Raw genomic sequence first — 24,069 nt, 5'->3', positions numbered from 1 at the left:
TGCGGAACGGGCCGTTCATCTCATCCGCGGGAGGGCGGAAGCTTCCTACCGGCGGTACCGCAGGCCGAAGCCATACGGGTACAGCGCCTTCTTGCCGTCACCGACGTTCACCGGCTCCTGCGCCGCGCTGGCCGGCCAGCTGAACGTCAGCTTTCCTGTCGGGTTGTAGTCGCCGTAGAGGACATCGGCGACACCGGCGCCTTCGCTACCCGGGAGCCAGGCGGCGACGAGTCCGTTGAAGCGCGGCAGTTGCGCGGCGATGTCGAGCGGACGCCCGGACACGGTCACCACGACGACCGGAACCCCGGAACTCTTCAGTTTGGCGATCGTGGCGAGATCTTCCGCGTCGAGTCCGAACCCGTCGGGCCGGTCTCCCTGCCCTTCGGCGTACGGCGTTTCGCCCACCACGGCGACGGCGGCCTTGTAGCTGCCGTCGATTCCGTCACCCTCACGGTCATAGGTCACCGTGGTTCCCTTCCCCGCTCCCGACTTCAGCCCGTCGAGAACGGTGGTGCCCGGGATGACCGGGCCGCTCTGGCCCTGCCAGGTGAGCGTCCAGCCGCCCGCCTGGTTGCCGATGTCGTCCGCGTTCTTGCCCGCGACGAAGATCTTGTTGTTCTTCTTCGCCAGTGGCAGCACACCGTCGTTCTTCAGCAGCACCTGGGATTCACGGACGGCCTGCCGGGCCAGCTCGCGATGTTCCTTGCTGCCGAACGTCTTCTGGAGCGAACGGTCGGTGTACGGATGCTCGAACAAGCCGAGCTCGAACTTCTCCGCCAGGATGCGGCGGTTCGCGTCGTCGATCCGGTCGCGCGAGACGCGGCCCGCGTCGACCTCGGCCTTGAGGTAGGCGATGAACTGCGGCGCGTCCCACGGGACCATGAACATGTCGATGCCCGCGTTGACCGAAAGCCGCACTTCTTCGGGCGTGAAGCCTTCCTGCCCGTCGATCTGGTTGATCGCGTTGTAGTCCGAGATCACCAGGCCCCGGAACCGCAGTTCCTTCTTGAGGACGTCGGTGATGAGGTAGCGCTGGGCGTGCATGCGCACCCCCTGGAAGCTGGAGAACGAGATCATCACCGAGCCGACACCGCGATCGATCGCCTCACGGAACGGCGGCAAGTGGATCTGGCGCAGTTCGCGTTCGCTGATCTCGGTGTTGCCCTGGTCGACACCGTTGGTGGTGCCGCCGTCGCCGACGTAGTGCTTCGCGGTCGCGAGCACCGAGCCCGGCTTCTCCCCGAGCTTGCGCCCCTGGAGACCGGTGATGGCCGAAGCGTTGGCGATGGCGTCACGCGGGGTTTCGCCGAAGGACTCGTACGTGCGGCCCCAGCGATCGTCACGGGCGACACAGAGGCACGGCGAGAAGTCCCACTGTGGCCCGGTTCCGGCGACTTCCAGCGCCGTCGCGCGGCCGATCTTCTCGACCAGGCGCGGATTGTTGGCGGCGCCGAGGCCGATGTTGTGCGGGAAGATCGTCGCACCGTAGACGTTGTTGTGGCCGTGCACGGCGTCGACGCCGTAGATGGTGGGGATGCCGAGCGGCGTCGAGACCGCCGCCTTCTGATACGAGTCGACCATGTCGGCCCAGCCGGTCGGCGTGTTGGAGGCGGGGACGGAACCACCGCCGGACAACAAGGACCCCAGTTTGAGGGCCGCGGCCTGCTCAGGGGTGACGGCGCCGCGTTCGGCCTGGGTCATCTGGCCGATCTTGTCGTCGAGGCTCATCCGCTTGAGCAGGTCGTTCACCCGCACGGACGTCGGGGCGTGGGGATTCTTGTACACCGGCCCCGGGGCGGCCGACGCCATCGGCGTCAGGGCCGAACCGGCCAGGACCAGGCCTGCGAGCACTGTGGTTTGCGTCGTGCGAAGTGATCTTCTGACGCGGAGGCGGGGCGACATTGGTTCCTCCGTAGCTCGAACAATCCATATGTTGCGCGCCACAACAAACTAACTCCACGTCCGGGTGTCCCAGGTCACAATTAGGCAACGGAGGGCCGTCGAGTACCTTTCGGAGGTGCGTTTCGTCCTCGCTTCCCAGTCCCCCGCCCGCCTCGGCGTCCTGCGTTCCGCCGGCTTCGATCCGAGCGTCGTCGTCTCCGGCGTCGACGAGGACGCGGTGGCCGCGTCCCTGACCGATCCGGCCCCGGTGGAGCTGGTCCGCGCGCTCGCCGTCGCGAAGGCCGAAGCGGTTTTCGAGACGCTCATCGGATCCCACGACGGACATGCCGACATGGTCATCGTGGGCTGCGATTCGATGCTGTCGATCAACGGCGAGATGGTCGGGAAGCCGCTTACGCCGGAGGCCGCGCGCGAGCGCTGGGCGTCGATGGCGGGCAAAACCGGTGAACTTCTGACCGGCCACGCGATCATCCGCGTCGAGAACGGTGAAAGGACGAAGGAGGCCTCGGGCACCGAGGGCACCACCGTCCGCTTCGGCACGCCGTCGCAAGAGGAGATCGAGGCTTACATCGCGTCCGGCGAACCGCTCCAGGTGGCGGGCGGCTTCACGCTGGACGGACGCGGCGGATGGTTCATCGAGGGCATCGACGGCGACTTCTCGAGCGTCATCGGGATCAGCCTGCCGCTGACCCGGCGCTTGCTGACGGAGGTCGGCGTGAGCGTCATCGAGCTGTGGACTCGTCCCGCATCCTGAGACGACTCCCACACGATCGGGTGATCCGGAAGAGTCCTGACGGGTCGAACGTTCTTCACGTTCGGGAAATCAGGAAACTTTCACGCACCGGAGTCGCCCCGTGTCTTTCATTCGGACCTACACAAGGCCAAAGGTCTTCGCGGCGGCGGTCCTCGGCTCGCTCGTCGTGGGCGCCCTGCTCGGCGTCGTCGCCAGGACGACCGAGGCGAGCTGGCTGACCGACCTGCTCGACCAGATCGGCACGATCTTCACGACGCTGCTGCAGATCGCGGTGATCCCGCTGGTCTTCACGGCGATCGTGGTCGGCATCAACAGCCTGCGCAACCTCGGCGGCGGCAAGAAGGCCGCCAGGCTGGGCGGGAAGACCGTCCTGTGGTTCGCGATCACCTCGTTCATCGCGTCGCTGATCGGCATCGCCGTCGCGAAGCTGTTCAACCCGGGCAGCGGCGGACTCGGCGAGGGCATCGCCGCGACCGCGAAGAACGCCGACAAGGCCACCAAGAGCGTCGACAACTGGGGCTCCTGGAGCGCCTTCGTCGAAGGCTTCCTGCCGAAGAACTTCTTCACCGCCTTCACCGAGGGCTCGACGCTGCAGGTGCTGTTCCTCGCCGTGCTGATCGGCGCGGCGGCCTACAGCCTCGGCGACCGGGCCAAGCCGTTCGTCGACTTCACCACCAGCGTCTTCGAGATCATCCAGCGCTACCTCGGCTGGATCGTCCGGCTCGCCCCGATCGGCATCGTCGGCCTGATCGGCGCCGCGGTCGCGAACTACGGTGACGCCCTGTTCCGGCCGCTGCTCACCACCACTCTCGCGGTGTACGTCGGCTGCTTCGTGGTGCTCCTGGTGGTCTACCCGATCCTGCTGCAGTTCGTGGCGAAGGTCAGCCCGCTGACGTTCTTCTCGAAGGCCGGCACCGCGATCCAGTTCGCGTTCGCTTCGCAGTCCTCGGCCGCGACGCTGCCCCTGACCCGGCAGTCCGCCGTGAACCTGGGCGTCCAGCCCGCGTACGCCGCCTTCGCGGCTCCGCTGGGCAGCGCCACGAAGATGGACGGCTGCGCCGCCGTGTTCCCCGCGATCGGCGCGATCTTCATCGCGAACCTGTCCGGTGTCTCGCTGAACTTCTGGCAGTACCTCGGGATCGTCGTGGTCGCCGTACTCGGCGCGCTGGCCACCGCGGGCACCACCGGCTGGCTGACCGCGCTGACCCTGACCACCGCGTTCATCGGACTCGACGCGCAGCAGGTCGCGCTCGGGATCGCGCTGATCTACTCGGTGAACCCGATCATGGACATGATCCGCACCGCGACGAACGTCGCGGGCCAGATCGTCGTGCCGGTCGTCGTCGCCCGAAGCGAAGGCCTGCTGGACGACGAGGTGCTCAACTCGCCGACAGACCCTTCGCCCACTGAGAACGGCGAAGCGGCTACGACCTCCGAGAAGAAGGAGCCCGCCGCCGCTGGCGCGTAGCGGTTCTCTTCAGTCCCAGGCGATAGCAAGGGACCTTTGCTCTCGTTGCTTAGCACGCTAACTAACGAGAGCAAAGGTCCCTTGCTATCGCTCCGGGCAGGGTCGCAGGTCCGCCTTCGTGAGTCGGACGTCCGGCCAGCCCCTCAGCTCCGAAGGCGCGGTGTACCGGCGCGTGCAGCCCACCGAGCCGCGGGCGACGTCGTAGACCTCCGCGAGCACCGGCGCCGCCTGGCACCGGGCCGAGCCGGACTGCGCGCCGGGGCACTCGTGCCGCACGACGATGACGTCCGCGATCCCGTCGGCGGTCACGTCGTTCAGGACGACCGTCCCGGCGTCGGAGAAGTACGGCTTCCCGGGATCCCGCCAGACCCCGCCGCGCGCGACCAGCAACTCGCCCGCCGAACCGCCGCCGGTTTCGCCGCGCACCAGGCAGACCGGCGTCGCGCCGTCGACACAGCGCAAGGAATCGCCCTTGAGGGTGACCCCCAGGTCGTTGATGATCAACGGGAACACCGCGTCCGCCCCGATCCGGACCACGCCCTGTTTGCCCGCTTCGTCGGCCAGCAGCACGACGGGCACCCCGCCGACGGTCATCGCGCCTATCTCCCGGCAGGCCGAGTGGCCGCAGTTGACCTTCGGCGCGCTCGGGGCGCCGTCGGGCAGCGGAGCGGCGCCGGGCTCGCCGGTGGGCGCCGGGGCGGACGGGCGGAGCAGGATCACGGCCACGATCACCCCCGCCGTGACCACGACGGCCAGCAGCGCGGTGAACAGCACCGATCGCGGCGTCCGCGCTTCCTGAGTCCGCATATCCGAGAGCGTAAGTGATCTAGCGCAGAGTGCACGTCTATGTTGTTCCCGTGACGAACCCCGGATTGCCCAACGCCCTGTTCCTCCCCACGGCGAAAAAGCCGAAGGACTTCACGCGCGCCGAGATCGAACTCCGCAGGACCAGCGACGGCCGGATGGCGCTGATCGCCTTCAGTTCGGTGCAGCGCCTGGTCGAATGCTGCGGCGAGCACCAGCCGTGGGCACTGGTCAAGGCCGAGCACCTCGGCCGGGTCTACCAGGTCCAGCCGTACGACCTGATCGTGCTCGATTCCGACCTTCCAGAAGAACTGCGGCACCGCGAGGCGCTGGTATAAACGAAGTCACTGGGTGGCCTTGCTCTCATCAATCAGGGCGGGAACTTCCGTAAACTGCTGCGGAGCCGCATCGGGGCGGCCCGACGTGCGAACGCAGGAGGTACGGCGTGACCGAGCAGGCCGGCACAGGTGGTCCGGTGACCAAGATCCTGATCGCGAACCGCGGCGAGATCGCGGTACGGGTGATCAGGGCGGCGAAGGACGCCGGGCTGACCAGCGTGGCCGTCTACGCCGATCCGGATCGTGACGCACCCCATGTCCGCCTCGCCGACGAGGCCTTCGCGCTCGGCGGCACCACCGCGGCCGAGAGCTACCTCGTCTTCGACAAGCTGCTCGACGCCGCCAAACGGTCGGGCGCGGACTCGGTTCACCCCGGCTACGGATTCCTCTCCGAGAACGCGGACTTCGCCCAGGCGGTGATCGACGCCGGGCTGACCTGGATCGGCCCGAGCCCGCAGGCCATCCGCGACCTCGGCGACAAGGTCACCGCGCGCCACATCGCGCTGCGCGCCGGAGCCCCGTTGGTGCCCGGTACGAAGGACCCCGCCAAGAACGCCGACGAGATCGTCGCCTTCGCCGACGAGCACGGCCTCCCGGTCGCGATCAAGGCCGCGTTCGGCGGCGGCGGCCGCGGCCTCAAGGTCGCCCGCACCCGCGAGGAGATCCCGGAACTCTTCGAATCCGCGACCCGCGAGGCGATCTCCGCCTTCGGCCGCGGCGAATGCTTCGTCGAGCGCTACCTCGACAAGCCGCGCCACGTCGAGGCGCAGGTCCTCGCCGACCAGCACGGCAACGCCATCGTCGTCGGCACCCGCGACTGCTCGCTGCAGCGCCGTCACCAGAAGCTGGTCGAGGAGGCGCCCGCGCCGTACCTGACCGACGAGCAGCGCAAGCGCATCCACGAGTCCGCGAAGGCGATCTGCAAGGAAGCCGGCTACTACGGCGCCGGGACGGTCGAGTACCTCGTCGCCGTCGACGGCACGATCTCGTTCCTCGAGGTCAACACGCGGCTGCAGGTCGAGCACCCGGTGTCCGAGGAGACCACGGGCCTCGACCTCGTGCGCGAGATGTTCCGTATCGCGCGCGGCGAGAAGCTCCGCATCACCGAAGACCCGGAACCGCGGGGTCACTCGATCGAATTCCGCATCAACGGCGAGGACGCCGGCCGCGGCTTCCTGCCCGCGCCCGGCACCGTGACGAAGTTCGTCGCGCCGAGCGGCCCGGGCGTCCGGGTCGATTCGGGTGTCGAGTCCGGCAGCGTCATCGGCGGCCAGTTCGACTCGATGCTCGCGAAGCTGATCGTCACCGGATCCGACCGGCAGAACGCGCTCGAACGCAGCCGCCGGGCGCTGGCCGAGATGGTCGCCGACGGGATGGCGACGGTCCTGCCGTTCCACCGCGTGATCGTGGACGACCCGGCGTTCATCGGCGACGAGAACGGTTTCAGCGTGCACACGCGCTGGATCGAGACCGAGTTCGAGAACAAGATCGAGCCGTTCGTCGCCCCGGAAGCCGCCGAGGCCGAGGAAGAGCAGCCCCGCCAGAACGTGGTCGTCGAGGTCGGCGGACGTCGTCTCGAGGTGTCGCTGCCCGGCGGGTTCTCTCTCGACGGCGGTGGCGGCGGCACGGCCGTCAAGGCCAAGCCGCGCAAGCGCGCGGGCGGCACCAAGGCCGCGGTGAGCGGCGACGCCGTCACCGCGCCGATGCAGGGCACCATCGTCAAGGTCGCCGTCGAAGAAGGCCAGCAGGTCGAAGCGGGTGAGCTGGTCGTCGTGCTCGAGGCGATGAAGATGGAGAACCCGGTCACCGCGCACAAAGCGGGTACCGTGACCGGCCTTTCGGTCGAGGTCGGCACCGCCGTGACGCAGGGAACCCAGCTGTTCGAGCTCAAAGACTGACGAATGTCGTGGTTGACGGGGCCTCGCTCGGCCTACCATCGAAAGGGTGAGCGAGGTTCCGTCTCCGCAGCTGCGGATCAGTGATCAGGATCGAGAGTCCGCCCTGACAGCGCTCGGCGAGCACATGACCGTCGGCCGGATCGACATCGACGAGTTCGGCGAGCGGTCCGCCAAGATCACCGCGGCCAAGACGCGCGGCGAGCTGTCCGAGGTCTTCCTCGACCTGCCCGAGCCGCATCCACTCTTCGACGCCCCCAAGACAGCCGTGAGCGAACCGTCTTCACCGTTGGCGGGTATCTCCTCGGCGCAGCGGGTCATGGGCGCGCTGCTGCCGATCCTCTTCATCGCCACCATCGTGTTCATCATCGGCACCGGCGCCAGCTGGTGGTTGATCGCCATCCCGATCGGGATCAGCGTCGCCGGCGAAGGTCTCTGGGGCAAGGGCTGGGAGAACGCCCACAAGAAGCTCACGAAGCAGCGCCGCCGGGAACTGGACGGCTGATCCGCCCGTAGACTCGGGCCGTGAGTGCCGAGAGACCGGACATGCGGCTGAGCGACGCCGAACGCCAAGACGCGCTCGACGCGCTGGAAGAGCATGTCCGCACCGGCAGACTCGACCTCGACGAGTTCGGCACCCGGTCGGCGAAGGTCAGCGCGGCGAGGATGGCGAGCGACCTCGAACCGCTGTTCACGGACCTGCCCTCCCCTCGTCCCAGTGCGCTGCTGCCCCTGCCGCCGATGCCCGGCGTCGCGCAGGCGTCCGCGAAGAACGAGGCCCAGCCGTCGAAATGGCTCACGGCCAGCGCCGTGCCGATCGCCGCGGCGGTCGCGATCGCGTTGTTCTTCTTCACCCGGGGGACGTTCATCGTTTTCCTGCTCCCGCTGGCCGTCGCGCTGATCATGAGCCGCCGCCGCTGAAGATCCGGTTACCCTCGAAGAGTGGAACCGGTGGAGATCAACGCGGGCGAGTACTACCTGCGACAGCTGCGGGCGGACAAGGCCCTCGACGATCGCCCGGCGCTGGTCGCGGCCTTCGCCGATCCGACGCACCGCAAATACGTCCTGAACTACCGCTTGCGGGACCTCGACGAGGCGACCGAGTACGTCGCCCTGCGCGCGGCCCAGTGGGCCGGTGACGAACGCTGCTCCTGGGCGGTGGCCGAGCCGACGACAGGGGATCTGCTGGGCGAGGTCGGCCTGCGGGATCTCGATCTCGACACCGGGTACGCGGAGGCGTCGGTCTGGGTGCGCGCGGCGTCCCGGGGCAAGGGTGTCGCGAGCACCGCGCTCAACGCGGCCCTGCGATTCGGTTTCGGCGGGCTCGGCCTGCGTGAGGTCAGCTACCGCTACGAGGAGACGAACGAGGTCTCGGCCTCGGTCGCCCGGAAATGCGGGTTCGCCCTGGTCGGGCCCGAGTTGGACCCGGCCCCGACCGGGGAACGCCTCATCCGCTGGCGCCGCACCGCCTGACCTGCGTTTAGCGGGCTAAACGCGATCTGTCAGAAGGGGTAGGCGGGCGGCGGGTTCCGGACGGTGACCCAGCGCGTCTCGGTGAAGGCCTCGACGTTCGCCGCCGCCCCGCCGAAGCGGCTTCCGGTGCCCGAAGCGGCGACACCGCCGAAGGGGCTGTTCGCCTCGTCGCTGACTGTCTGGTCGTTGATGTGCACGATCCCCGTCGGGACGCGATCGGCCAGCTCCAGTCCTTTGAGGACATCGCGGGTGACGATCCCCAGCGAGAGCCCGTATTCGCTCGCCGTGGCGAGGCGGATGGCCTCCTCCGCGTCGGAGAACCGCACGACCGGCGCGACCGGGCCGAAGATCTCCTGGGCGACGGCGGGCGCGTCCGGCGGCACGTCGGCGAGCACCGTCGCGGAATAGAACAGCCGGTCGTATTCGGCGCCGGCGGCGACCCGCGCCCCGGCCGAGACACTGGCGGTGACCAGTTCGTGGATCTTGTCCCGCTGCCCGGCGTCGATGATCGGCCCGAGCGCGACCTCGTCCCGCGCCGGATCGCCGACCCGCAACGCGGCCGCCTTCGCCGCCAGCCGCTCGACGAAGTCGTCGTAGAGCCGCTCGTGCACCAGGTGCCGTCCGGTGGTCATGCAGATCTGGCCCTGGTGGAAGAAGGAACCGAAAGCGGCGACCCCGGCGGCTTCGTCGACATCCGCGTCGTCGAGCACGATGAGCGCCGAGTTCCCGCCCAGCTCCAGATGGGCCCGCTTCAGGTGTTTCCCGGCGAGTTCGCCGACCTTGCGCCCGGCGCCGGTCGAACCGGTGAACGAGATGACCCGGACGGCCGGATGCGTCACCAGTGTCTCGCCGACGTCCGCGCCGCCCGGCAGCATCTGCAGGACCCCGGGCGGCAGGCCCGCTTCCTCGAAGATCCGGGCGAGGACCACGCCGCCGGTGACGGCGGTGCGCGGGTCCGGCTTCAAGATCACCGCGTTCCCCAGCGCGAGCGCCGGGGCGACCGAGCGGATGCCCAGGATGATCGGCATGTTGAACGGCGAGATCACCGTAACGACGCCGGCGGGCACCCGGCGCGCCATCGAAAGGCGCGGTTCCTCGCTCGGCAGGAGTTCGCCGTACGGGCGGCCGGGCAAGGCCGCGGCCTCGTAGCACTCCTGTTCCGCGACGTGCAGCGAGAAACCCGCGACGCCGGGCACCGCGCCGACTTCGCGCACGTTCCACCAGCGGATCTCGTCGGCGTACTCGGACCACAGCCGGGCGGCCTTGCGCAGGACGGCGGCCCGCTGGACGTGCGGTGTCGCCGCCCAGCCCCGCTGCGCCTCGGCCGCGGTTTCCGCCGCCTTCGCGGCATCCTCGGCCGAGGCGATACCGACGCTTCCCAGCACCGCGCCTGTCGCGGGCTCCGTGACCTTCCGGGTGCCGCCGCTGCCGGGCACCCAGGAACCGCCGGCGAAGATCCGGTCCGTCCACGTCGACGAGTCGAGAAACACCACTAGGCCGCCTTCCGTCTCAGGGACGGCCGACGCTATGCCAGATTCGCTCGATCAGGCAATGATCCCTGCGCGCGTGGCACATCATCTGGCGGGAAGGGTCAACTCACCGGTTCGATGATCCCGGAACGCGCTTCCGGCGCGGCCGATCGCAACGCGTCGGCGGCTTCGTCGCTCGGCTGCGACTGCGACTCCCGTTCCGCGTCGACCCGCGCCTTGTACACCTCGACCTCACGTTTCTCCTGGTCCTTCGACCAGCCGAGCACTTCGCCCACCAGTGTGGCGACCTGCGCGGCGCAGTCGACCCCGCGGTGCGCGTACTCGATGGAGATCCGCGTCCGGCGCGCCAGAACGTCTTCCAGGTGAAGCGCGCCCTCGTGACTGGCCGCGTACACGACCTCGACACCGAGGTAGTCCGGAGCGTGCTCCAGCGGCTTGAGCAGTTCCGGCCGTCCTTCGCCGAGTGCGAGGACCTCGTGCACCATCGAGCCGTACCGGTCGAGCAGGTGACGGACGCGGTACGGGTGCAGTCCGTGCTCGCTGGCCAGATGGTCGGCCTGGTTCACCAGCGCGTGGTAACCGTCGGCGCCCAGCAGCGGCACCTTGTCCGTGATGGACGATTGCGGCCTGCCGGGAAGGTCGACGGCCGCGGCGTCGACGGCGTCGGCCGCCATCACCCGGTAGGTGGTGTACTTGCCGCCCGCGATCGCGACGAGCCCCGGTGCGACCCGCGCGACGGCGTGCTCACGCGAAAGCTTCGACGTCTCTTCGCTTTCCCCTGCGAGCAAAGGACGAAGACCGGCGTAGACACCTTCGATGTCGTCGTGCGTCAGCGGTGTCGCGAGCACGGTGTTGACGTGTTCGAGGAGGTAGTCGATGTCGTGCTTCGTCGCGGCGGGATGCGCGAGGTCGAGATTCCAGTCGGTGTCGGTCGTTCCCACGATCCAGTGATTGCGCCACGGGATGACGAACAGCACGGACTTCTCGGTGCGCAGGATCATGCCCGATTCCGAGACGATCCGATCGCGCGGGACGACGATGTGCACACCCTTGCTCGCCCGGACGCGGAACCGGCCGCGGCCACCGGAAAGCCGCTGGAGTTCGTCGGTCCAGACGCCGGTGCAGTTGACCACCGCCGAAGCGTGGATCTCGGTCTCGCGGCCGTCTTCGACGTCGCGTACGCGGACACCGGAAATACGGTCGGCCTCGCGGAGGAAACCGACCACCTGCGTGGACGTGCGCACCACGGCGCCGTAGTGCGCGGCGGTGCGGGCGACGGTCATCGTATGCCGCGCGTCGTCGGATTGCGCGTCGTAGTAACGGATCCCGCCGATCAACGCGGACCGCTTCAGCGCCGGGACCATGCGCAGCGCGCCGGCGCGGCTCAGGTGTTTCTGGCCGGGGACCGACCGCGCGCCGCCCATCGTGTCGTACATCAGCAGGCCGGCCGCGGTGTACGGACGTTCCCAGATCCGGTGGGTCAGCGGGTACAGGAAGCTGACCGGCTTCACCAGATGCGGCGCGATCGTCGTCAGCATCAGCTCGCGTTCACGCAGAGCTTCGCGCACCAGACCGAATTCCAGCTGCTCGAGGTACCGGAGCCCGCCGTGGAAAAGCTTGCTGGACCGGCTCGACGTGCCCGACGCGAGGTCGCGTGCTTCGACGAGGGCGACCCGCAGTCCTCGTGTGGCGGCGTCGAGCGCGGTACCCGCTCCGACCACTCCGCCACCGATGACGACGAGATCGAATTTGTCCTTGCCCAGCCGCTGCCACGACTCTTCCCGCTTGAGCGGTCCCAGCCTGGCGGGGCTGTTTTCGGCTTCGCGCTGAGAGCTTGCCACGTGACATTCCTCCTTGGTGCCGCTGTGACTCCAGCATCGCACGATCGGCCGCGACCGGTCCGTTATGCGGGTGACACATGTGGCGTAACCCTCGCCGATCTTGAAAGAATTCGTACGGCCAGCGCCTGGAAGGAACAAATACGCGACGGTAACGTGCCTCGAACGTGGGTCGGCAAGGGCGCCGTAGCACACCGTGTTCGACCCTGCGCGGAATGTCCAAAGTGGAGGTCGTACGGTGAGTGTGGGAGCCATATTCGTCTGGGAGTTGCTGGGAACGGCGGTCCTGATCCTGTTGGGTAACGGCGTGGTCGCCAACCACGTGTTGCGCAAGAACAACGGCCACGGTGGTGGCGTCGTGATGATCACTCTCGGGTGGGCGTTCGCGGTCTTCGCCGGTGCGAGCATCGCCGCGCCGAGCGGTGCGCACCTCAACCCCGCGGTGACACTGGGACTCGCCATCGCGGACAAGACGAAGTGGGCGGACGTCCCGATCTACTTCGCCGGGCAGATGGTCGGCGCGATCCTCGGCGCCGTGCTCTGCTGGGCGGCCTACAAGCTGCAGTTCGACGACCACCCGCAGCGGAACGAGACGCTCGGCATCTTCTCGACCGCGCCGCAGATCCCGAACAAGGCCTGGAACCTCGTCACCGAGATCATCGGCACCTTCGTGCTGGTCGCGTGGATCCTGCTCAGCCCGGTCTACGCCAACGCGTCAGGTGAAGGCGGCACGCCGAACTTCGGCAACTCCGCGCTCGGCTACGCGGGTGTAGCGTTCGTCGTGCTGGTCATCGGCCAGTCCCTCGGTGGCCCGACCGGTTACGCCATCAACCCGGCCCGAGACCTCGGCCCCCGTATCGCGTACGCGTTCCTGCTGCCCATCAAGAACAAGGCCAACCCGAACTGGGGCTACTCCTGGGTCCCGGTCGCCGGCCCGCTGATCGGCGGCGCCCTGGCCGCCCTGCTGTTCCTCGCCGTCCACAACCTGACCTGAGACTGGAGCTTCGATGACTTCGTACGTAGCCGCGATCGACCAGGGCACCACGTCGACCCGCTGCATGATCTTCGACCACTCCGGCCGTGTGGTCGCCGTCGACCAGCGGGAACACGAGCAGATCTTCCCGAAGGCGGGCTGGGTCGAGCACAACGCCGAAGAGATCTGGGAGAACACGCGGGCCGTCGCGGCGGGCGCGCTCGCCAAGGGGGACCTGGTCGCGAACGACATCATCGCGGTCGGCATCACCAACCAGCGCGAGACCACGCTGGTGTGGGACCGCACCACCGGCAAGCCGGTGTACAACGCGATCGTGTGGCAGGACACCCGCACCGACAAGATCGTCAGCGACCTGGGCGCGCTCGGCGGCGGGCAGGAGCGCTACCGCGCGAAAGTCGGCCTGCCGCTGGCGACCTACTTCTCCGGACCGAAGATCAAGTGGATCCTCGACAACGTTGACGGCGCCCGCGCGAAGGCCGAAGCGGGCGACCTGATCTTCGGCAACATGGACACCTGGGTGCTGTGGAACATGACCGGCGGGGTCGACGGCGGCGTGCACGTCACCGACCCGACCAACGCCTCGCGGACCATGCTGATGGACCTCGACACGCTGGCCTGGGACGCCGAGATCGCCGAAGAGATGACGATCCCGCTGGCGATGCTCCCGGAGATCCGGTCTTCCTCGGAGGAGTACGGCAAGGTCCGCGAGAAGGGCGCGCTGGCCGGGGTCCCGATCTCGGGCATCCTGGGCGACCAGCAGGCGGCGACCTTCGGGCAGGCGTGCCTCTCGCCGGGTGAAGCGAAGAACACCTACGGCACCGGCAACTTCATGCTGCTCAACACCGGCACCGAGAAGGTCATGTCGGACAACGGGCTGCTCACCACGGTCTGCTACAAGATCGGCTCGAACGACACGGTGTACGCGCTCGAGGGCTCGATCGCGGTCACCGGTTCGCTCGTGCAGTGGCTGCGGGACAACCTCGGCCTGATCGGCTCCGCGGCCGAGGTCGAGCAGCACGCCCTCACCGTCGAGGACAACGGTGGCGCGTACTTCGTGCCGGCGTTCTCGGGCCTCTTCGCGCCGTACTGGCGCTCCGACGCCCGCGGCGCGATCGTCGGCCTCACCCGGTTCGTCAACAAGGGGCACATTTCGCGGGCGGTCCTGGAGGCGACGGCGTTCCAGTCGCGCGAGGTGATCGACGCGATGAACGCCGATTCCGGTGTCCCGCTGAAGTCGCTGAAGGTCGACGGCGGCATGGTCGTCAACGAACTGCTCATGCAGTTCCAGGCCGACATCCTCGGCGTGCCCGTGATCCGCCCGGTGGTCAACGAGACCACCGCGCTCGGCGCGGCTTACGCGGCCGGGCTCGCGGTGGGCTTCTGGAAGAGCGAAGACGACATCCGCAACAACTGGGCGCAGGACAAGCAGTGGGACCCGTCGATGGACGAGGCCCGCCGCGAGTCGGAGTACCGCAACTGGAAGAAGGCCGTCACGAAGACCTTCGACTGGGTCGAGGGCGGAGACTGAGCCTCGCGGTTCGCGCGTGAAGGCCCCCTTCCCTCGACTCAGCCGAGGGAAGGGGGCCTTCACGCGCTCAAGGCTCAGCCGAGAGCGCCGTCGCCGGTCTGCGGCGCACCCTTCGGCGTCACCTTCACCTGCGGTTTCCTGCCCGGGGCCGGAGGCGTCCCGCACGGCTTCGTCAACGCCGCCGGGACGACGGCCCGCGAACTGCTCCCGGGCGGCGCGCTGGAACTCGACGGCGGCTGGCTGCTGGACGGCGGTCGGCTGCTGCTCGACGGCGGCTTACTGCTCGACGGCGGCGCGGTGGGCGTTGCCGTCGGTGGCAGGCAGACGATCTCGAACTCGACTGTCGCGGTCCCGCTGGCGGCCGGCAGGTTCGGCCCACCGTCGCAGTGGAAGCTCGCCTTGTACTTGCCCGTCTTCCCCACCGCCTTACCGTGCCCGATGTACGGCGCCTGATTCCCCGAGCCTGACTGCACCTGAAGCGTGACCGGACCGGTCAGGCCCGCCGACGTCACCTCGGTGCGCGTGCCGTAGCAACTCGCGGTGAATTCCAGCGCCTGCCCCGGCGCGACCGTCGCCGGGCTGACCCAGAGCTTGGGCGGCGGCGCCGTCGCCGACGCCTGCGGGGCGAGACACAACCCCGCCGTCATCGCGAGCAGACCCGCGCCCACGACGATTGTCTTCATTCCCATGATCTTTCTCCCTCAGTGCGAGCCCTCGCACAAGGAACACTTCCGGGAATGGGAAAAGGTTGCCTTTCACCGATCACGAGTTCACAAAAGCGGTTCCCCCGCCACCGGTTTGCGGCGCCCCCACCGGAATCTTCGAAACCTGACGACCAACGGCGGGTTTCACCGGCGAAACCGTTTTGCTCGGTGAAACCGTCGGCTTCGGCGGTTTGCTCGAAGAAGTCGGCAACGCGACCACTTCGAGATTGATCGTCACCGTCGTCGTCTTGCAGTTCGCCTTGACCGCGTAGAAACCGGGTTTCACCTTGTCGCCGATATGCGCGACGGCGCCGAGGATCACCGGGTCCTCCGAAGTCACCTCGAACTTCCCGATGCGGTCCAGCGCCATGGACTTCACCTCGCCGAGGTCGGCGACCGGGCAGCCGACCGAAACCAGCACCTCCTCCCCCGGAGTCGACTTCGACGGGGAGAGGGCGACGAACGGGTACTGCATCGGCGGCGGGCTGGGGGACGTCGTCGGAGTGGCCGAGACGTCCTCGGCGTACGCGGCGGCCGGGGCCATCCCGCACGCCACCGCCGCCACCATCAGGGCGGACCGGTACCTGGTCATGGAACTCACCTCTGGATCAGCCGAGCGAAGACGATGATGTTGTCGAGATAGTTGTGCGACGCCTTGTCGAAGACCCCGCCGCAGGTGATGAGCCGCAGTTCCGGCGCGGTCGTGTCGCCGTAGACCGCGTCGGTGGGGAACTTGTCCTTCGCCACCTTCTCGACCTTCGTGACCGCGAACTCGGCCGTCTTGCCGTCCTTGCGGGCGATCGAGACCTTGTCGCCGGGCGCCAGCTCCTTCAGCCGGAAGAAGATGCCCTTCTGCTTGTTCCCGTCGACGTGCCCGAGGATCACCGAAGGCCCGACCTCCCCCGGAGTCGGCCCGTTCTCGTACCAGCCCGCCTGCATCGGCTGGGTCACCGGCGGCACCTCGACGGTGTTGTCCTCGTTGAGCCCCAGCGGGACCAGACTGGACTTCGCCTCGATCTTCGGCACGTCGATCGAGACCGGCTCCGCCTTCGGCATCCCCTCGACGGCGGCACCCCCGTCAGCGGGCGCGTCGGACTCGCTCGGCTCGACCGACGGCGTCTCCGGCTGGCTCGTGACGGCCTGCGGCGCCGCGGTCTGGCCGGTCTCCCCAGGACCGGACAGGACGAACGCCAGCGTCGCCAGTACGGCCAGCAGGACGACCGCGAGCACCAGCGGCGCCCGTCGTCCTCGCATCCATGTCGCCTTCATGTTCACCCCTTGAGAAAGCGGGTCGAGAGCGACGAAGCCGGTCCCGGCCCCCAGACCGGAACCAGCTCGCCGTTCACCCCCACGCCTGCCTGACGCCACACGCGACCGCATGGTTGCCCGCACAGGTCACGAAATGGTCGCGATCGCTACGCCCGGTCCGCACGACGACGGTACGCGGCCGTCCCGACCCCGCCCACCACCAGCGCGAGACCACCCGCGACGGCGGCGAGGACGCCGATGTGGTCGGCGGGGCCCTCGGTGCCACCGGTCTGCGGGGCACCGGCCGGCACCTTCGCGACCTGGCCCTTCTTGGCGATCACCTCGAAGGTGACCGTCGACTTCTGACCCCAGCAGCTCAGCGTCACCGGGTACTTGCCGGGCTTGATGTCCTTGACCGTCGCCGACCACTTCCTGGAGTCGACCGAGTTCGCGGAGTCGACGGTGAGGGCCGCCGAAGTGACCTTCGGACCGAGCTCGTTGTTGCGGGTGGCGCACTGGAAGTCCAGCTTCACCTTGTCCCCGGGCTTGCCCTTGGCGGGCGAGAGGGTCAGGTTCTCGAGGATCCCGACCGGCGACGCGTGCGGGCCGGGGCCGTCGGGGTCCTCGGTCGGGGACGCCGACGGAGAAGGCGAAGCCGAAGAAGAGGGCGAAGGAACACCCGTCGGAGAAGTCGCGAGAGCGGCGCCTGGCGCGAGGAGAAGGAATCCGGCAACGGTGCCGGCGGTGAGCATGATGGTGCGCTTCATTGGATTACCCCTGAAAAAGGAATGTGGATGGAAATCGGAAAGAAGAATTCCGCGCCCCTGTTCCCCCAGTGGCGGTTCTCTGTTTCTCCGACACCCTCATGACGCCCCGAACCGGGGTCGGGTTGCCCGGTTTAGTCACGAAAAGATCGCGAAATCCGAGCCCCGTCTGAAGTACATGAAGGTGTGAAGGTTTCCTCGGCTGAGCCGCGTGAAGGGGTCCTTCACTACCGTCAGGGTAGGCAAGGGGCCCTTCACGACCCTCGACCCCACTCACCCCAACGAAAACCGCCCCCGGAGCAAATCCGAGGGCGGCGCGAAACGCAGAGAACTCAGGACGCCATACTGCCGTCCCCGGCACGAGCGCCACCGGAAGGCACCGCGCCCACCTGCCGGGAAGGAACGGAAAACGTTGCCGTATAAGACTTTCCGTTGCAGTTCACGGTCAGCGGGTAGGCGCCGGGCGCCGTGCCCTCCTTGAGTTCGACCTCCGCGCTGACGTTCGCCGGGACTCCGATGAGCGGCCCGTAGTCGTACTTCCCGACGCTCAGCACCGGCGAAGAGAACGTCGTCGACCGCGGCGCCTTCAGTCCCTCGCCGGGGCACTGCGCCAGCGCCACGTTGGAGTCGCCGTGCACGTACTTGTTGACGAGCCCGAGTTCGTAGGCCGTGTTGTCGTTGAGCTGCACCGTGACGCCGGGATCGGGCTGGGGTTGCTGGGCGAGACCGGTCGCCGGCCCCGCCAGCACCGCCGCACCGATCGCCACCACACCGGCGAGAACCCTGCGAATCACGAAAAACCCCTAGCTGTCAACGAAACACCGACACGCGCTAGACGCGGTCACCCCCGCGAGGGTTGCTTCGCCGGAGAAGATCAGTCCAAGTCGTCGTGGCGCATCAGCTGGCGGCCCGCTTCGGTGATCGACCCCGAGAGCGACGGGTACACCGAAAATGTCAGTGCCAGGTGTTCCACTGTGAGCTGGTTCTGGACGGCGAGCGCGATGGGAAGGATGAGCTCGCTCGCGTTCGGCGCCACCACCACGCCGCCGACGACCACGCCGGTGGCAGGGCGGCAGAACAGTTTCACGAAACCGCGCCGCAGGCCTTCCATCTTCGCGCGGGCGTTCGTCGCGAGCGGGAGCATGATGGTGCGGGCGGGCACCTCACCCGAGTCGATCGCCTGCTGGCTGATGCCGACGGTCGCGATCTCGGGGTGGGTGAACACGTTGGCGGCGACGGTCTTGAGCTTGATCGGCGCGACGCCCTCGCCGAGCGCGTGCCACATCGCGATGCGGCCCTGCATGCTGGCCACCGAGGCGAGCATGAGCACTCCAGTGCAGTCGCCCGCGGCGTAGATGCCGGGCGCGCTGGTGCGGGAAACCCTGTCGACGCCGATGAAGCCGCCGGGGCCGGGCTCGATGCCGACCTTCTCCAGGCCGATGTCGACGGTGTTGGGCACGGAACCGACGGTCATCAGCGCGTGGCTGGCTTCGATCACGCGGCCGTCGGCGAGGTGGATCTCGACGCCCTTTTCGGTCCGCTCGACCTTGTCGGCGCGGGCCTGCTTGGCGACGGTCGTGCCGCGCTGCGAGAAGACCTCTTCGAGCACGGCGGCGGCGTCGGCGTCCTCGTGCGGGAGCACGCGGTCGCGGCTGGACACGACGGTGACCTTGACGCCCATCTCGGTGTACGCCGACGCGAACTCGGCGCCGGTGACACCCGAACCGATGACGGCCAGGTGCTCGGGCAGTTCGCGCAGGTCGTAGAGCTGACGCCAGTCGAGGATGCGCTCGCCGTCCGGTACCGCGCCGGGCAGCACCCTCGGGGTGGCGCCGGTCGAGATGAGGACGACGTCGGCGTCGAGGATCTCGACGGTGCCGTCGTGGGCGGTGACGGCGACCTTGTGCGTGGCGAGGCCGGTCTCCTCGTCGTCGAACCGGCCCTGGCCGATGACGACGCGGACGCCTTCGCGTTGGACACGGGCGCGGATGTCGGCGGACTGCGCGAGCGCGAGGCCCTTCACCCGGCCGTGGACGGTCGGCAGGTCGACGCTCGTGTCGGCCATGTCGGTGTTGATCCCGAGTTCGCGAAGGTCGTGCATGTTCGCGAGCGCGCCGGAGGAGGCGATGAAGGTCTTCGACGGAACACAGTCGTAGAGCACGCAGGCGCCGCCGAGACCGTCGCGTTCGACGATGGTGACGTCGGCTCCGTGCTGGGCCGCGACCAGTGCCGCTTCGTAACCGGCGGGGCCTCCGCCCATGATCACGATCTTGGTCACTGGTCTCCTCCTCGCAGCGGTGTCTGTGACTGCGTTTACCGTACGCGGGCGACCGTTGGGCGGATTGAGTGGCCGGACACGGCATGTGCGTCCAGCCGGGTGACCGCCGGGTCGCTAGGCTGTCGCCGTGCCGTTGTATGCCGCGTATGGATCCAATATGGAGCCCGCCCAGATGTTGGAGCGCGCTCCGCACTCGCCGATGGCCGGCACCGGCTGGCTCGAGGGCTGGAGGCTGACCTTCGGCGGCGAGGACATCGGCTGGGAAGGCGCGCTGGCGACCATCGTCGAAGACCCGGGCTCCCGGGTCTTCGTGGTGCTGTACGACGTCACGCCGCTGGACGAGGACGGTCTCGACCGCTGGGAAGGCGGCGAGCTCGGCATGCACACCAAGCTCCGGCTGCGTGTACAGACCATGGAGGGCTCCGTCCTGCCCTGGCTGTACGTCCTGGACGCCTACGAGGGCGGGCTCCCGTCCGCGCGGTATCTCGGCGTTCTCGCCGACGCCGCCGAGGCGGCGGGCGCCCCCGCCGACTACGTCGACGCCCTCCGCACCCGCCCCTGCCAGGGCATCAGCGGCTGATCACGCGAGTCGTCCACCTGATCACGCGTGTCGTCCCTCTGGTCACGCGACCGCGCGCTTTTCGAACGCTCTGGCCAACTCGGCCAGCAGACGTCGGGGATCACGGAGGTCCGCCGCGGACGCCCGGATCGTGACCCACCCCCGTCCGGCCATTCGTGCGTCCCGCTCGGCGTCGTGGTCGCGACGCTCCTCGTGGGAAGCGAAGCCGTCGTACTCCAGAGCGATCCGCAGCGACGGCCAGGCCATGTCGAGGACGTACAGCTTGCGTCCCTCGATCGTGGTGATCTCGTACTGGACCTCCGGTATCGGGAATCCCGCCTCGACGACGATCAATCGGAGGATACTTTCCGGCGGGGATTCCGCCTTGCCGGTCGCCATGTCGAGCAGCAGGAGCGACCTGTGGATACCTCGCTGGTCGCGACGGTCCGCGAGACGGTCCCGAACGTTCTCCCGCAGGACCCGGACGTGGTCCGGCGTAAGTCCGCGCATCGCCTCGTCCAGCGCGGCGAGCGCGGTCCGCTTGTCCCCACGGCAGAGGAAGTCAGCCAAAGCCAAATCCAGCGAGAACGTGGTGAGGCCGTCGAGCTCGACGACATCGGAAGGCCGGAAATCAGCCTGGTGGACAATCAGCCCTGGCTTCGACTTGATCCGTCGCGAGTAAGGGACCGACACATGGATTCTCGTGTCGTCGACGGCCGAAATCCCGTGCAGCGCAAGGGATGTAGCTCCTGACAAGGTGGCAGGTCGTCCCACCGCCAGCAGGGCTGCCTCAGCCCGTGTGGTCAGTTTGAGCGCGTCGGCGGCATGGACGACCACTCCCCGCCAAGGCTGGGCGAGGACGCCTGTGGCCAATCCTTCAAGGACCATTCGGCGCCCAAGAACCCTGTCAGCCTCACTACGCGAGACCGCCCCATGCCGTCCTCCCCAGTCGATCATGCCTTCGAGGATCGCGGGTTCGGGACGCCAGAGCACCCTCTTGTCCACATCTGTGGATAACTACACAGGTTGTGGATAACCCTGTGGACAGGTGTTCGACACCGACAGTGGCGAACACCTGTGCACAGGTGGACGACACGCGTGATCAGATGGACGACACGCGTGATTCAGTGGCCGTCAGGCCAGGGTGGCCAGAGCGGTGTGGACCAGGGTGCGGACACCGCAGAGCAGCGACCGCTCGTCGAGGGTGAAGGTCGGGCGGTGGATGTCGGCCATCGGGCCTTCACCGGGCCACACGCCGAGCCGCGCGAAGGCGCCTTGGACGTGCTCCAGGTACCAGCCGAAGTCCTCGCCGCCGGAAGACTGCTCAGTTCCGGCCACAGCGGACTCGCCCAGCGCGGCTTCGACACCGGCCCGCATCAGCGCGGTCGATTCCGGGTCGGAGACGACCGGCGGGACGCCGCGGCGGTAGTCGAGCGAGAACCCGACGCCGGTCGGCGCGAGCAGCGACTCCACCGAAGACGCGACGAGCGGCTCCAGCATCGTCCAGACCTCGTGATCCGCGGTGCGGAGCGTGCCGCGCAGCACCCCGTCCTGCGGGACCGCGTTGGCGGCCTGCCCCGCGTGCACCGCGCCCCAGACCAGCACTGTCCCGGATCGCGGGTCGACGCGCCGCGAAAGGACCGCGGGCAGCGACGTGATCACCGTGCCGAGCGCGTGCACCAGGTCCGCGGTCAGATGCGGCCGCGAGGTGTGCCCACCGGGCGAGGTGAGGCGCAGCTCGATGAGGTCCGCGGCGGAGGTCAGCGCGCCTTCGCGCAGGCCGATCTTGCCGACCTCGAGCCTCGGGTCGCAGTGCAGCCCGTAGATCCGCTCGACGCCTTCCATCGCACCGGCGGCGATCATGTCCAGCGCACCGCCGGGCATGACCTCCTCGGCGGGCTGGAAGATCAGCCGCACGCGTCCAGGCAGCTCCGGTGCGCCCGCCAGTGCCCGCGCCGCGCCCAGCAGGATCGCGGTGTGCGCGTCGTGCCCGCACATATGCGCGGCGCCGTCGGTCTTGGAGGCGTACGGCAGCCCGGTCGCCTCGGTCAGCGGCAGGGCGTCCATGTCGGCGCGCAGCGCGACACAGCGGTCGCCGCTGCCGATGTCACAGACGACACCGGTGCCGACCGGCAGCACCCAGGGCTTGAGCCCGACCGAGCGGAGCAGGGACATGACCATTTCGGTCGTGGCGAACTCGTGGCGGGAGAGCTCCGGATGCGCGTGGATGTGCCGACGCCACGCGAGGACGTCGGTGGCGTTCGCGCGAAGCCAGTCGTCGAGCCAAAAGGGGCCACGCCCGGCACCCAGATCATGCACAGGTGCCATGCTGACGCCGGCCTCGGAAATCAGCGCGGTGGACGCCTCGTTAGGGGTAATGACGCGACCTTCCGGGTCGCCTGGAATGTCCGGCCGTGAATCGAGCACCGTCACGCCGCACCTCCTCCCGCAACACAGTTGCCTTCGTCTACCACCGTACGAGTGGTCACTGAAGACACGCTGGGTGCCGTTCGATCTGTGATACGCATTTGCGATAGATCGTGCACCATGCAGATGACAAGCCGCTCGTCGAGTGATCGAGCCGGAGACGGCCGGTAGTGGATCTGCGTTGAACGGCTACGAGGAGTTCGGCCCGGACTAAGCGGAGAGTCCTTCTACTTACCGGTAGCGGTCAGGACTTCTTTTTCTTCGAACGGGAGCGGCGGCCGAGGATCACCAAGCCCAGCAGGATCGCCGCGGCGATACCCGCGATGACCTTGTTCTTGGTCTCCTGGCTGTTGGCCTTGTCGGTCTCGGCGGGGTCGAGCACCGGTCCGGGAGGCGGCTGCGACAACGCGTCGTGCGCCGCCGCTGCCTGCATGATCACCGGCGCGGGCGCCTGGATCTCACCAGCCTGCGCGACGGGCGCGCAGACGACCAGCCCGGCGATCAGAAGCCCGGCCAGCTGCCCGAGACGAGACCTTGTAGCCATGACTCCCTTTCATCGTCGAAGAGTGCGAATTCGATTCTGCACTCTGCCGGGTTCCGGCGTCAGCCGCCACGCGGAGGACCGGAGAACGCCTCCAGAATCCGTTGCGCGGCCAAGGTCGGGGTCAGTTCACCGTCCCGGACCGCCCGTTCGACGTCCGGAACGACCGCTCGCACGTCCGGATGCGCGGCGAGCCGCCCGAGAAGCTGTTCGCGGACCATCGCCCAGGTCCACTCCACCTGCTGCCGCCGTCGCCGTCCGTCGAGTTCCCCGGACGCGGTCAAAACGTCACGGTGACGCCCGATCTCGACCCACACCTCGTCGAGCCCGACGTCGGTGAGCGCGCTGCACGTCAGCACCGGCGGGGTCCACTCGGCGTCACGCCCGTAGATCATCCGCAGCGCGCCGGCGAGTTCGCGGGCCGCGCGCTTCGCGTCGCGTTCGTGATCGCCGTCGGCCTTGTTGACCGCGATGACGTCGGCCAGTTCGAGAACGCCCTTCTTGATCCCTTGCAGCTGATCGCCGGTGCGGGCCAGGGTCAGGAACAGGAAGCAGTCGACCATGTTCGCCACGGTCACCTCGGACTGCCCGACCCCGACGGTCTCCACCAGCACGATGTCGTATCCGGCCGCTTCCATCAGCACGATCGTCTCGCGGGTCGCCCGCGCGACACCGCCGAGAGTCCCCGAAGTCGGCGAAGGACGGATAAACGCCTTCGGGTCCACCGCGAGCCGCGCCATCCGGGTCTTGTCGCCCAGGATCGAGCCGCCGGTCCGCGTGGACGACGGGTCGACGGCCAGCACGGCGACCTTGTGCCCGGCTTCGGTCAGATCCGTGCCGAGCTGGTCGATGAAAGTCGACTTGCCGACCCCGGGGACGCCGGTGATGCCGACCCGCCGCGCGCCGCCCGCGTGCGGGAGCAGCTCGATCAGCAGCTCCTGCGCCTGCGCCCGGTGGTCCTCGCGGTGGGATTCGACGAGCGTGATCGCCCGCGAAAGCAGGCCTCGGTCACCCGCGAGGACGCCCTTGGCCAGCGCCCCGACGTCGATCTTGCGCGGCAAGGT

24 protein-coding genes are annotated in these 24,069 nt (G+C 68.4%); 10 read left to right on the top strand and 14 right to left on the bottom strand.

The features are described from left to right. Positions 1-45: 45 nt before the first annotated feature. Positions 46-1,851 (bottom strand): glycoside hydrolase family 3 N-terminal domain-containing protein, encoded by a 1,806-nt coding sequence (locus HDA45_RS25770; RefSeq protein ID WP_184899462.1) that lies wholly within the window; start codon positions 1,849-1,851, stop codon positions 46-48. 166 nt (positions 1,852-2,017) lie between these two features. Here HDA45_RS25770 and HDA45_RS25765 point away from each other — a divergent pair, with 166 nt between their 5' ends. Together HDA45_RS25765 and HDA45_RS25760 are read left to right on the top strand one after the other, a co-directional pair. Further along, positions 2,018-2,656: a Maf family nucleotide pyrophosphatase gene (locus HDA45_RS25765; protein WP_184899460.1), complete on the top strand. Its 639-nt coding sequence runs from the start codon at positions 2,018-2,020 to the stop codon at positions 2,654-2,656. Between the two features lie 100 nt (positions 2,657-2,756). Beyond that, complete coding sequence (locus HDA45_RS25760; protein WP_184899458.1) at positions 2,757-4,124, top strand: cation:dicarboxylate symporter family transporter; 1,368 nt, start codon at positions 2,757-2,759, stop codon at positions 4,122-4,124. A gap of 84 nt (positions 4,125-4,208) precedes the next feature. Here the strand turns inward: HDA45_RS25760 and HDA45_RS25755 are convergent, their stop codons facing one another. Then, on the bottom strand, positions 4,209-4,898 hold the full coding sequence (locus tag HDA45_RS25755; protein WP_184906021.1) for a hypothetical protein: 690 nt from the start codon (positions 4,896-4,898) through the stop codon (positions 4,209-4,211). A gap of 83 nt (positions 4,899-4,981) precedes the next feature. On the opposite strand from HDA45_RS25755, the gene HDA45_RS25750 reads away from it, so the two are divergent. The 5 genes from HDA45_RS25750 (at position 4,982) to HDA45_RS25730 (ending at position 8,634) form a co-directional block, all read left to right on the top strand. Then, positions 4,982-5,266 (top strand): SAV_915 family protein, encoded by a 285-nt coding sequence (locus tag HDA45_RS25750; RefSeq protein ID WP_184899456.1) that lies wholly within the window; start codon positions 4,982-4,984, stop codon positions 5,264-5,266. A 107-nt stretch (positions 5,267-5,373) separates the two neighbouring features. Next, complete coding sequence (locus HDA45_RS25745; protein WP_184899454.1) at positions 5,374-7,164, top strand: ATP-binding protein; 1,791 nt, start codon at positions 5,374-5,376, stop codon at positions 7,162-7,164. A gap of 46 nt (positions 7,165-7,210) precedes the next feature. Next, positions 7,211-7,666 (top strand): DUF1707 domain-containing protein, encoded by a 456-nt coding sequence (locus HDA45_RS25740; RefSeq protein WP_184899453.1) that lies wholly within the window; start codon positions 7,211-7,213, stop codon positions 7,664-7,666. Between the two features lie 41 nt (positions 7,667-7,707). Beyond that, the gene (locus HDA45_RS25735) at positions 7,708-8,082 is read left to right on the top strand and encodes a DUF1707 SHOCT-like domain-containing protein (RefSeq protein ID WP_184906019.1); all 375 of its coding nucleotides are present in this window, start codon (positions 7,708-7,710) and stop codon (positions 8,080-8,082) included. A 21-nt stretch (positions 8,083-8,103) separates the two neighbouring features. Next, positions 8,104-8,634, top strand: coding sequence for a GNAT family N-acetyltransferase (locus HDA45_RS25730; RefSeq protein WP_184899450.1), 531 nt, complete (start codon positions 8,104-8,106; stop codon positions 8,632-8,634). A gap of 29 nt (positions 8,635-8,663) precedes the next feature. Here HDA45_RS25730 and HDA45_RS25725 read toward each other — a convergent pair whose 3' ends face one another. Next, the gene (locus HDA45_RS25725; protein ID WP_184899447.1) at positions 8,664-10,127 is read right to left on the bottom strand and encodes an aldehyde dehydrogenase family protein; all 1,464 of its coding nucleotides are present in this window, start codon (positions 10,125-10,127) and stop codon (positions 8,664-8,666) included. 98 nt (positions 10,128-10,225) lie between these two features. Beyond that, positions 10,226-11,965: an FAD-dependent oxidoreductase gene (locus tag HDA45_RS25720; protein WP_184899445.1), complete on the bottom strand. Its 1,740-nt coding sequence runs from the start codon at positions 11,963-11,965 to the stop codon at positions 10,226-10,228. Between the two features lie 235 nt (positions 11,966-12,200). Between HDA45_RS25720 and HDA45_RS25715 the strand changes: the two genes are divergently transcribed. Both HDA45_RS25715 and glpK read left to right on the top strand, forming a co-directional pair. Beyond that, positions 12,201-12,956: an aquaporin gene (locus HDA45_RS25715; protein WP_184899443.1), complete on the top strand. Its 756-nt coding sequence runs from the start codon at positions 12,201-12,203 to the stop codon at positions 12,954-12,956. 13 nt (positions 12,957-12,969) lie between these two features. After that, on the top strand, positions 12,970-14,484 hold the full coding sequence (glpK, locus tag HDA45_RS25710) for a glycerol kinase GlpK (protein WP_184899441.1): 1,515 nt from the start codon (positions 12,970-12,972) through the stop codon (positions 14,482-14,484). 74 nt (positions 14,485-14,558) lie between these two features. Here the strand turns inward: glpK and HDA45_RS25705 are convergent, their stop codons facing one another. The 6 genes from HDA45_RS25705 to HDA45_RS25680 all read right to left on the bottom strand — a co-directional run bounded on the left by HDA45_RS25705 (position 14,559) and on the right by HDA45_RS25680 (position 19,478). Then, positions 14,559-15,173, bottom strand: coding sequence for a hypothetical protein (locus HDA45_RS25705; RefSeq protein ID WP_184899439.1), 615 nt, complete (start codon positions 15,171-15,173; stop codon positions 14,559-14,561). A gap of 73 nt (positions 15,174-15,246) precedes the next feature. Then, on the bottom strand, positions 15,247-15,780 hold the full coding sequence (locus HDA45_RS25700; RefSeq protein ID WP_184899437.1) for a hypothetical protein: 534 nt from the start codon (positions 15,778-15,780) through the stop codon (positions 15,247-15,249). A gap of 5 nt (positions 15,781-15,785) precedes the next feature. Further along, positions 15,786-16,457, bottom strand: a complete 672-nt coding sequence (locus HDA45_RS25695; protein ID WP_184899435.1) for a class F sortase — start codon at positions 16,455-16,457, stop codon at positions 15,786-15,788. A gap of 146 nt (positions 16,458-16,603) precedes the next feature. After that, positions 16,604-17,203 (bottom strand): hypothetical protein, encoded by a 600-nt coding sequence (locus tag HDA45_RS25690; protein WP_184899433.1) that lies wholly within the window; start codon positions 17,201-17,203, stop codon positions 16,604-16,606. A gap of 329 nt (positions 17,204-17,532) precedes the next feature. After that, complete coding sequence (locus tag HDA45_RS25685; protein WP_184906017.1) at positions 17,533-17,970, bottom strand: hypothetical protein; 438 nt, start codon at positions 17,968-17,970, stop codon at positions 17,533-17,535. Between the two features lie 104 nt (positions 17,971-18,074). Further along, complete coding sequence (locus tag HDA45_RS25680; protein WP_184899431.1) at positions 18,075-19,478, bottom strand: NAD(P)H-quinone dehydrogenase; 1,404 nt, start codon at positions 19,476-19,478, stop codon at positions 18,075-18,077. 127 nt (positions 19,479-19,605) lie between these two features. Here HDA45_RS25680 and HDA45_RS25675 point away from each other — a divergent pair, with 127 nt between their 5' ends. Next, positions 19,606-20,058 (top strand): gamma-glutamylcyclotransferase, encoded by a 453-nt coding sequence (locus tag HDA45_RS25675; protein WP_184899429.1) that lies wholly within the window; start codon positions 19,606-19,608, stop codon positions 20,056-20,058. A gap of 42 nt (positions 20,059-20,100) precedes the next feature. Here HDA45_RS25675 and HDA45_RS25670 read toward each other — a convergent pair whose 3' ends face one another. The 4 genes from HDA45_RS25670 to meaB all read right to left on the bottom strand — a co-directional run bounded on the left by HDA45_RS25670 (position 20,101) and on the right by meaB (position 24,066). After that, positions 20,101-20,994 carry an endonuclease domain-containing protein gene (locus tag HDA45_RS25670; RefSeq protein ID WP_184899427.1) on the bottom strand — a complete coding sequence of 298 codons (894 nt, stop codon included), beginning with the start codon at positions 20,992-20,994 and terminating at the stop codon, positions 20,101-20,103. 177 nt (positions 20,995-21,171) lie between these two features. After that, positions 21,172-22,470 carry an amidohydrolase gene (locus HDA45_RS25665; RefSeq protein WP_184899425.1) on the bottom strand — a complete coding sequence of 433 codons (1,299 nt, stop codon included), beginning with the start codon at positions 22,468-22,470 and terminating at the stop codon, positions 21,172-21,174. 238 nt (positions 22,471-22,708) lie between these two features. After that, a complete protein-coding gene (locus HDA45_RS25660; RefSeq protein WP_184899423.1) occupies positions 22,709-23,008 on the bottom strand; it encodes a hypothetical protein in 300 nt (99 codons plus the stop codon). 59 nt (positions 23,009-23,067) lie between these two features. After that, positions 23,068-24,066 carry a methylmalonyl Co-A mutase-associated GTPase MeaB gene (meaB, locus tag HDA45_RS25655; protein WP_184899421.1) on the bottom strand — a complete coding sequence of 333 codons (999 nt, stop codon included), beginning with the start codon at positions 24,064-24,066 and terminating at the stop codon, positions 23,068-23,070. Positions 24,067-24,069: the final 3 nt, after the last annotated feature.

This window comes from Amycolatopsis umgeniensis, assembly GCF_014205155.1.
Lineage (GTDB): Bacteria > Actinomycetota > Actinomycetes > Mycobacteriales > Pseudonocardiaceae > Amycolatopsis > Amycolatopsis umgeniensis.
This window is presented reverse-complemented; position numbering and strand designations above follow the sequence as displayed.

What these genes read in the sequence shown, in the direction of transcription:
- HDA45_RS25735 (WP_184906019.1), top strand. Translation starts at nt 7,708, where the DNA reads ATGCGGCTGAGCGACGCCGAACGCCAAGACGCGCTCGACGCGCTGGAA.
- glpK (WP_184899441.1), top strand. Translation starts at nt 12,970, where the DNA reads ATGACTTCGTACGTAGCCGCGATCGACCAGGGCACCACGTCGACCCGC.
- HDA45_RS25705 (WP_184899439.1), bottom strand. Translation starts at nt 15,173, where the DNA reads ATGGGAATGAAGACAATCGTCGTGGGCGCGGGTCTGCTCGCGATGACG.
- HDA45_RS25700 (WP_184899437.1), bottom strand. Translation starts at nt 15,780, where the DNA reads ATGACCAGGTACCGGTCCGCCCTGATGGTGGCGGCGGTGGCGTGCGGG.
- HDA45_RS25695 (WP_184899435.1), bottom strand. Translation starts at nt 16,457, where the DNA reads ATGAAGGCGACATGGATGCGAGGACGACGGGCGCCGCTGGTGCTCGCG.
- HDA45_RS25690 (WP_184899433.1), bottom strand. Translation starts at nt 17,203, where the DNA reads ATGAAGCGCACCATCATGCTCACCGCCGGCACCGTTGCCGGATTCCTT.
- HDA45_RS25670 (WP_184899427.1), bottom strand. Translation starts at nt 20,994, where the DNA reads ATGATCGACTGGGGAGGACGGCATGGGGCGGTCTCGCGTAGTGAGGCT.
- HDA45_RS25660 (WP_184899423.1), bottom strand. Translation starts at nt 23,008, where the DNA reads ATGGCTACAAGGTCTCGTCTCGGGCAGCTGGCCGGGCTTCTGATCGCC.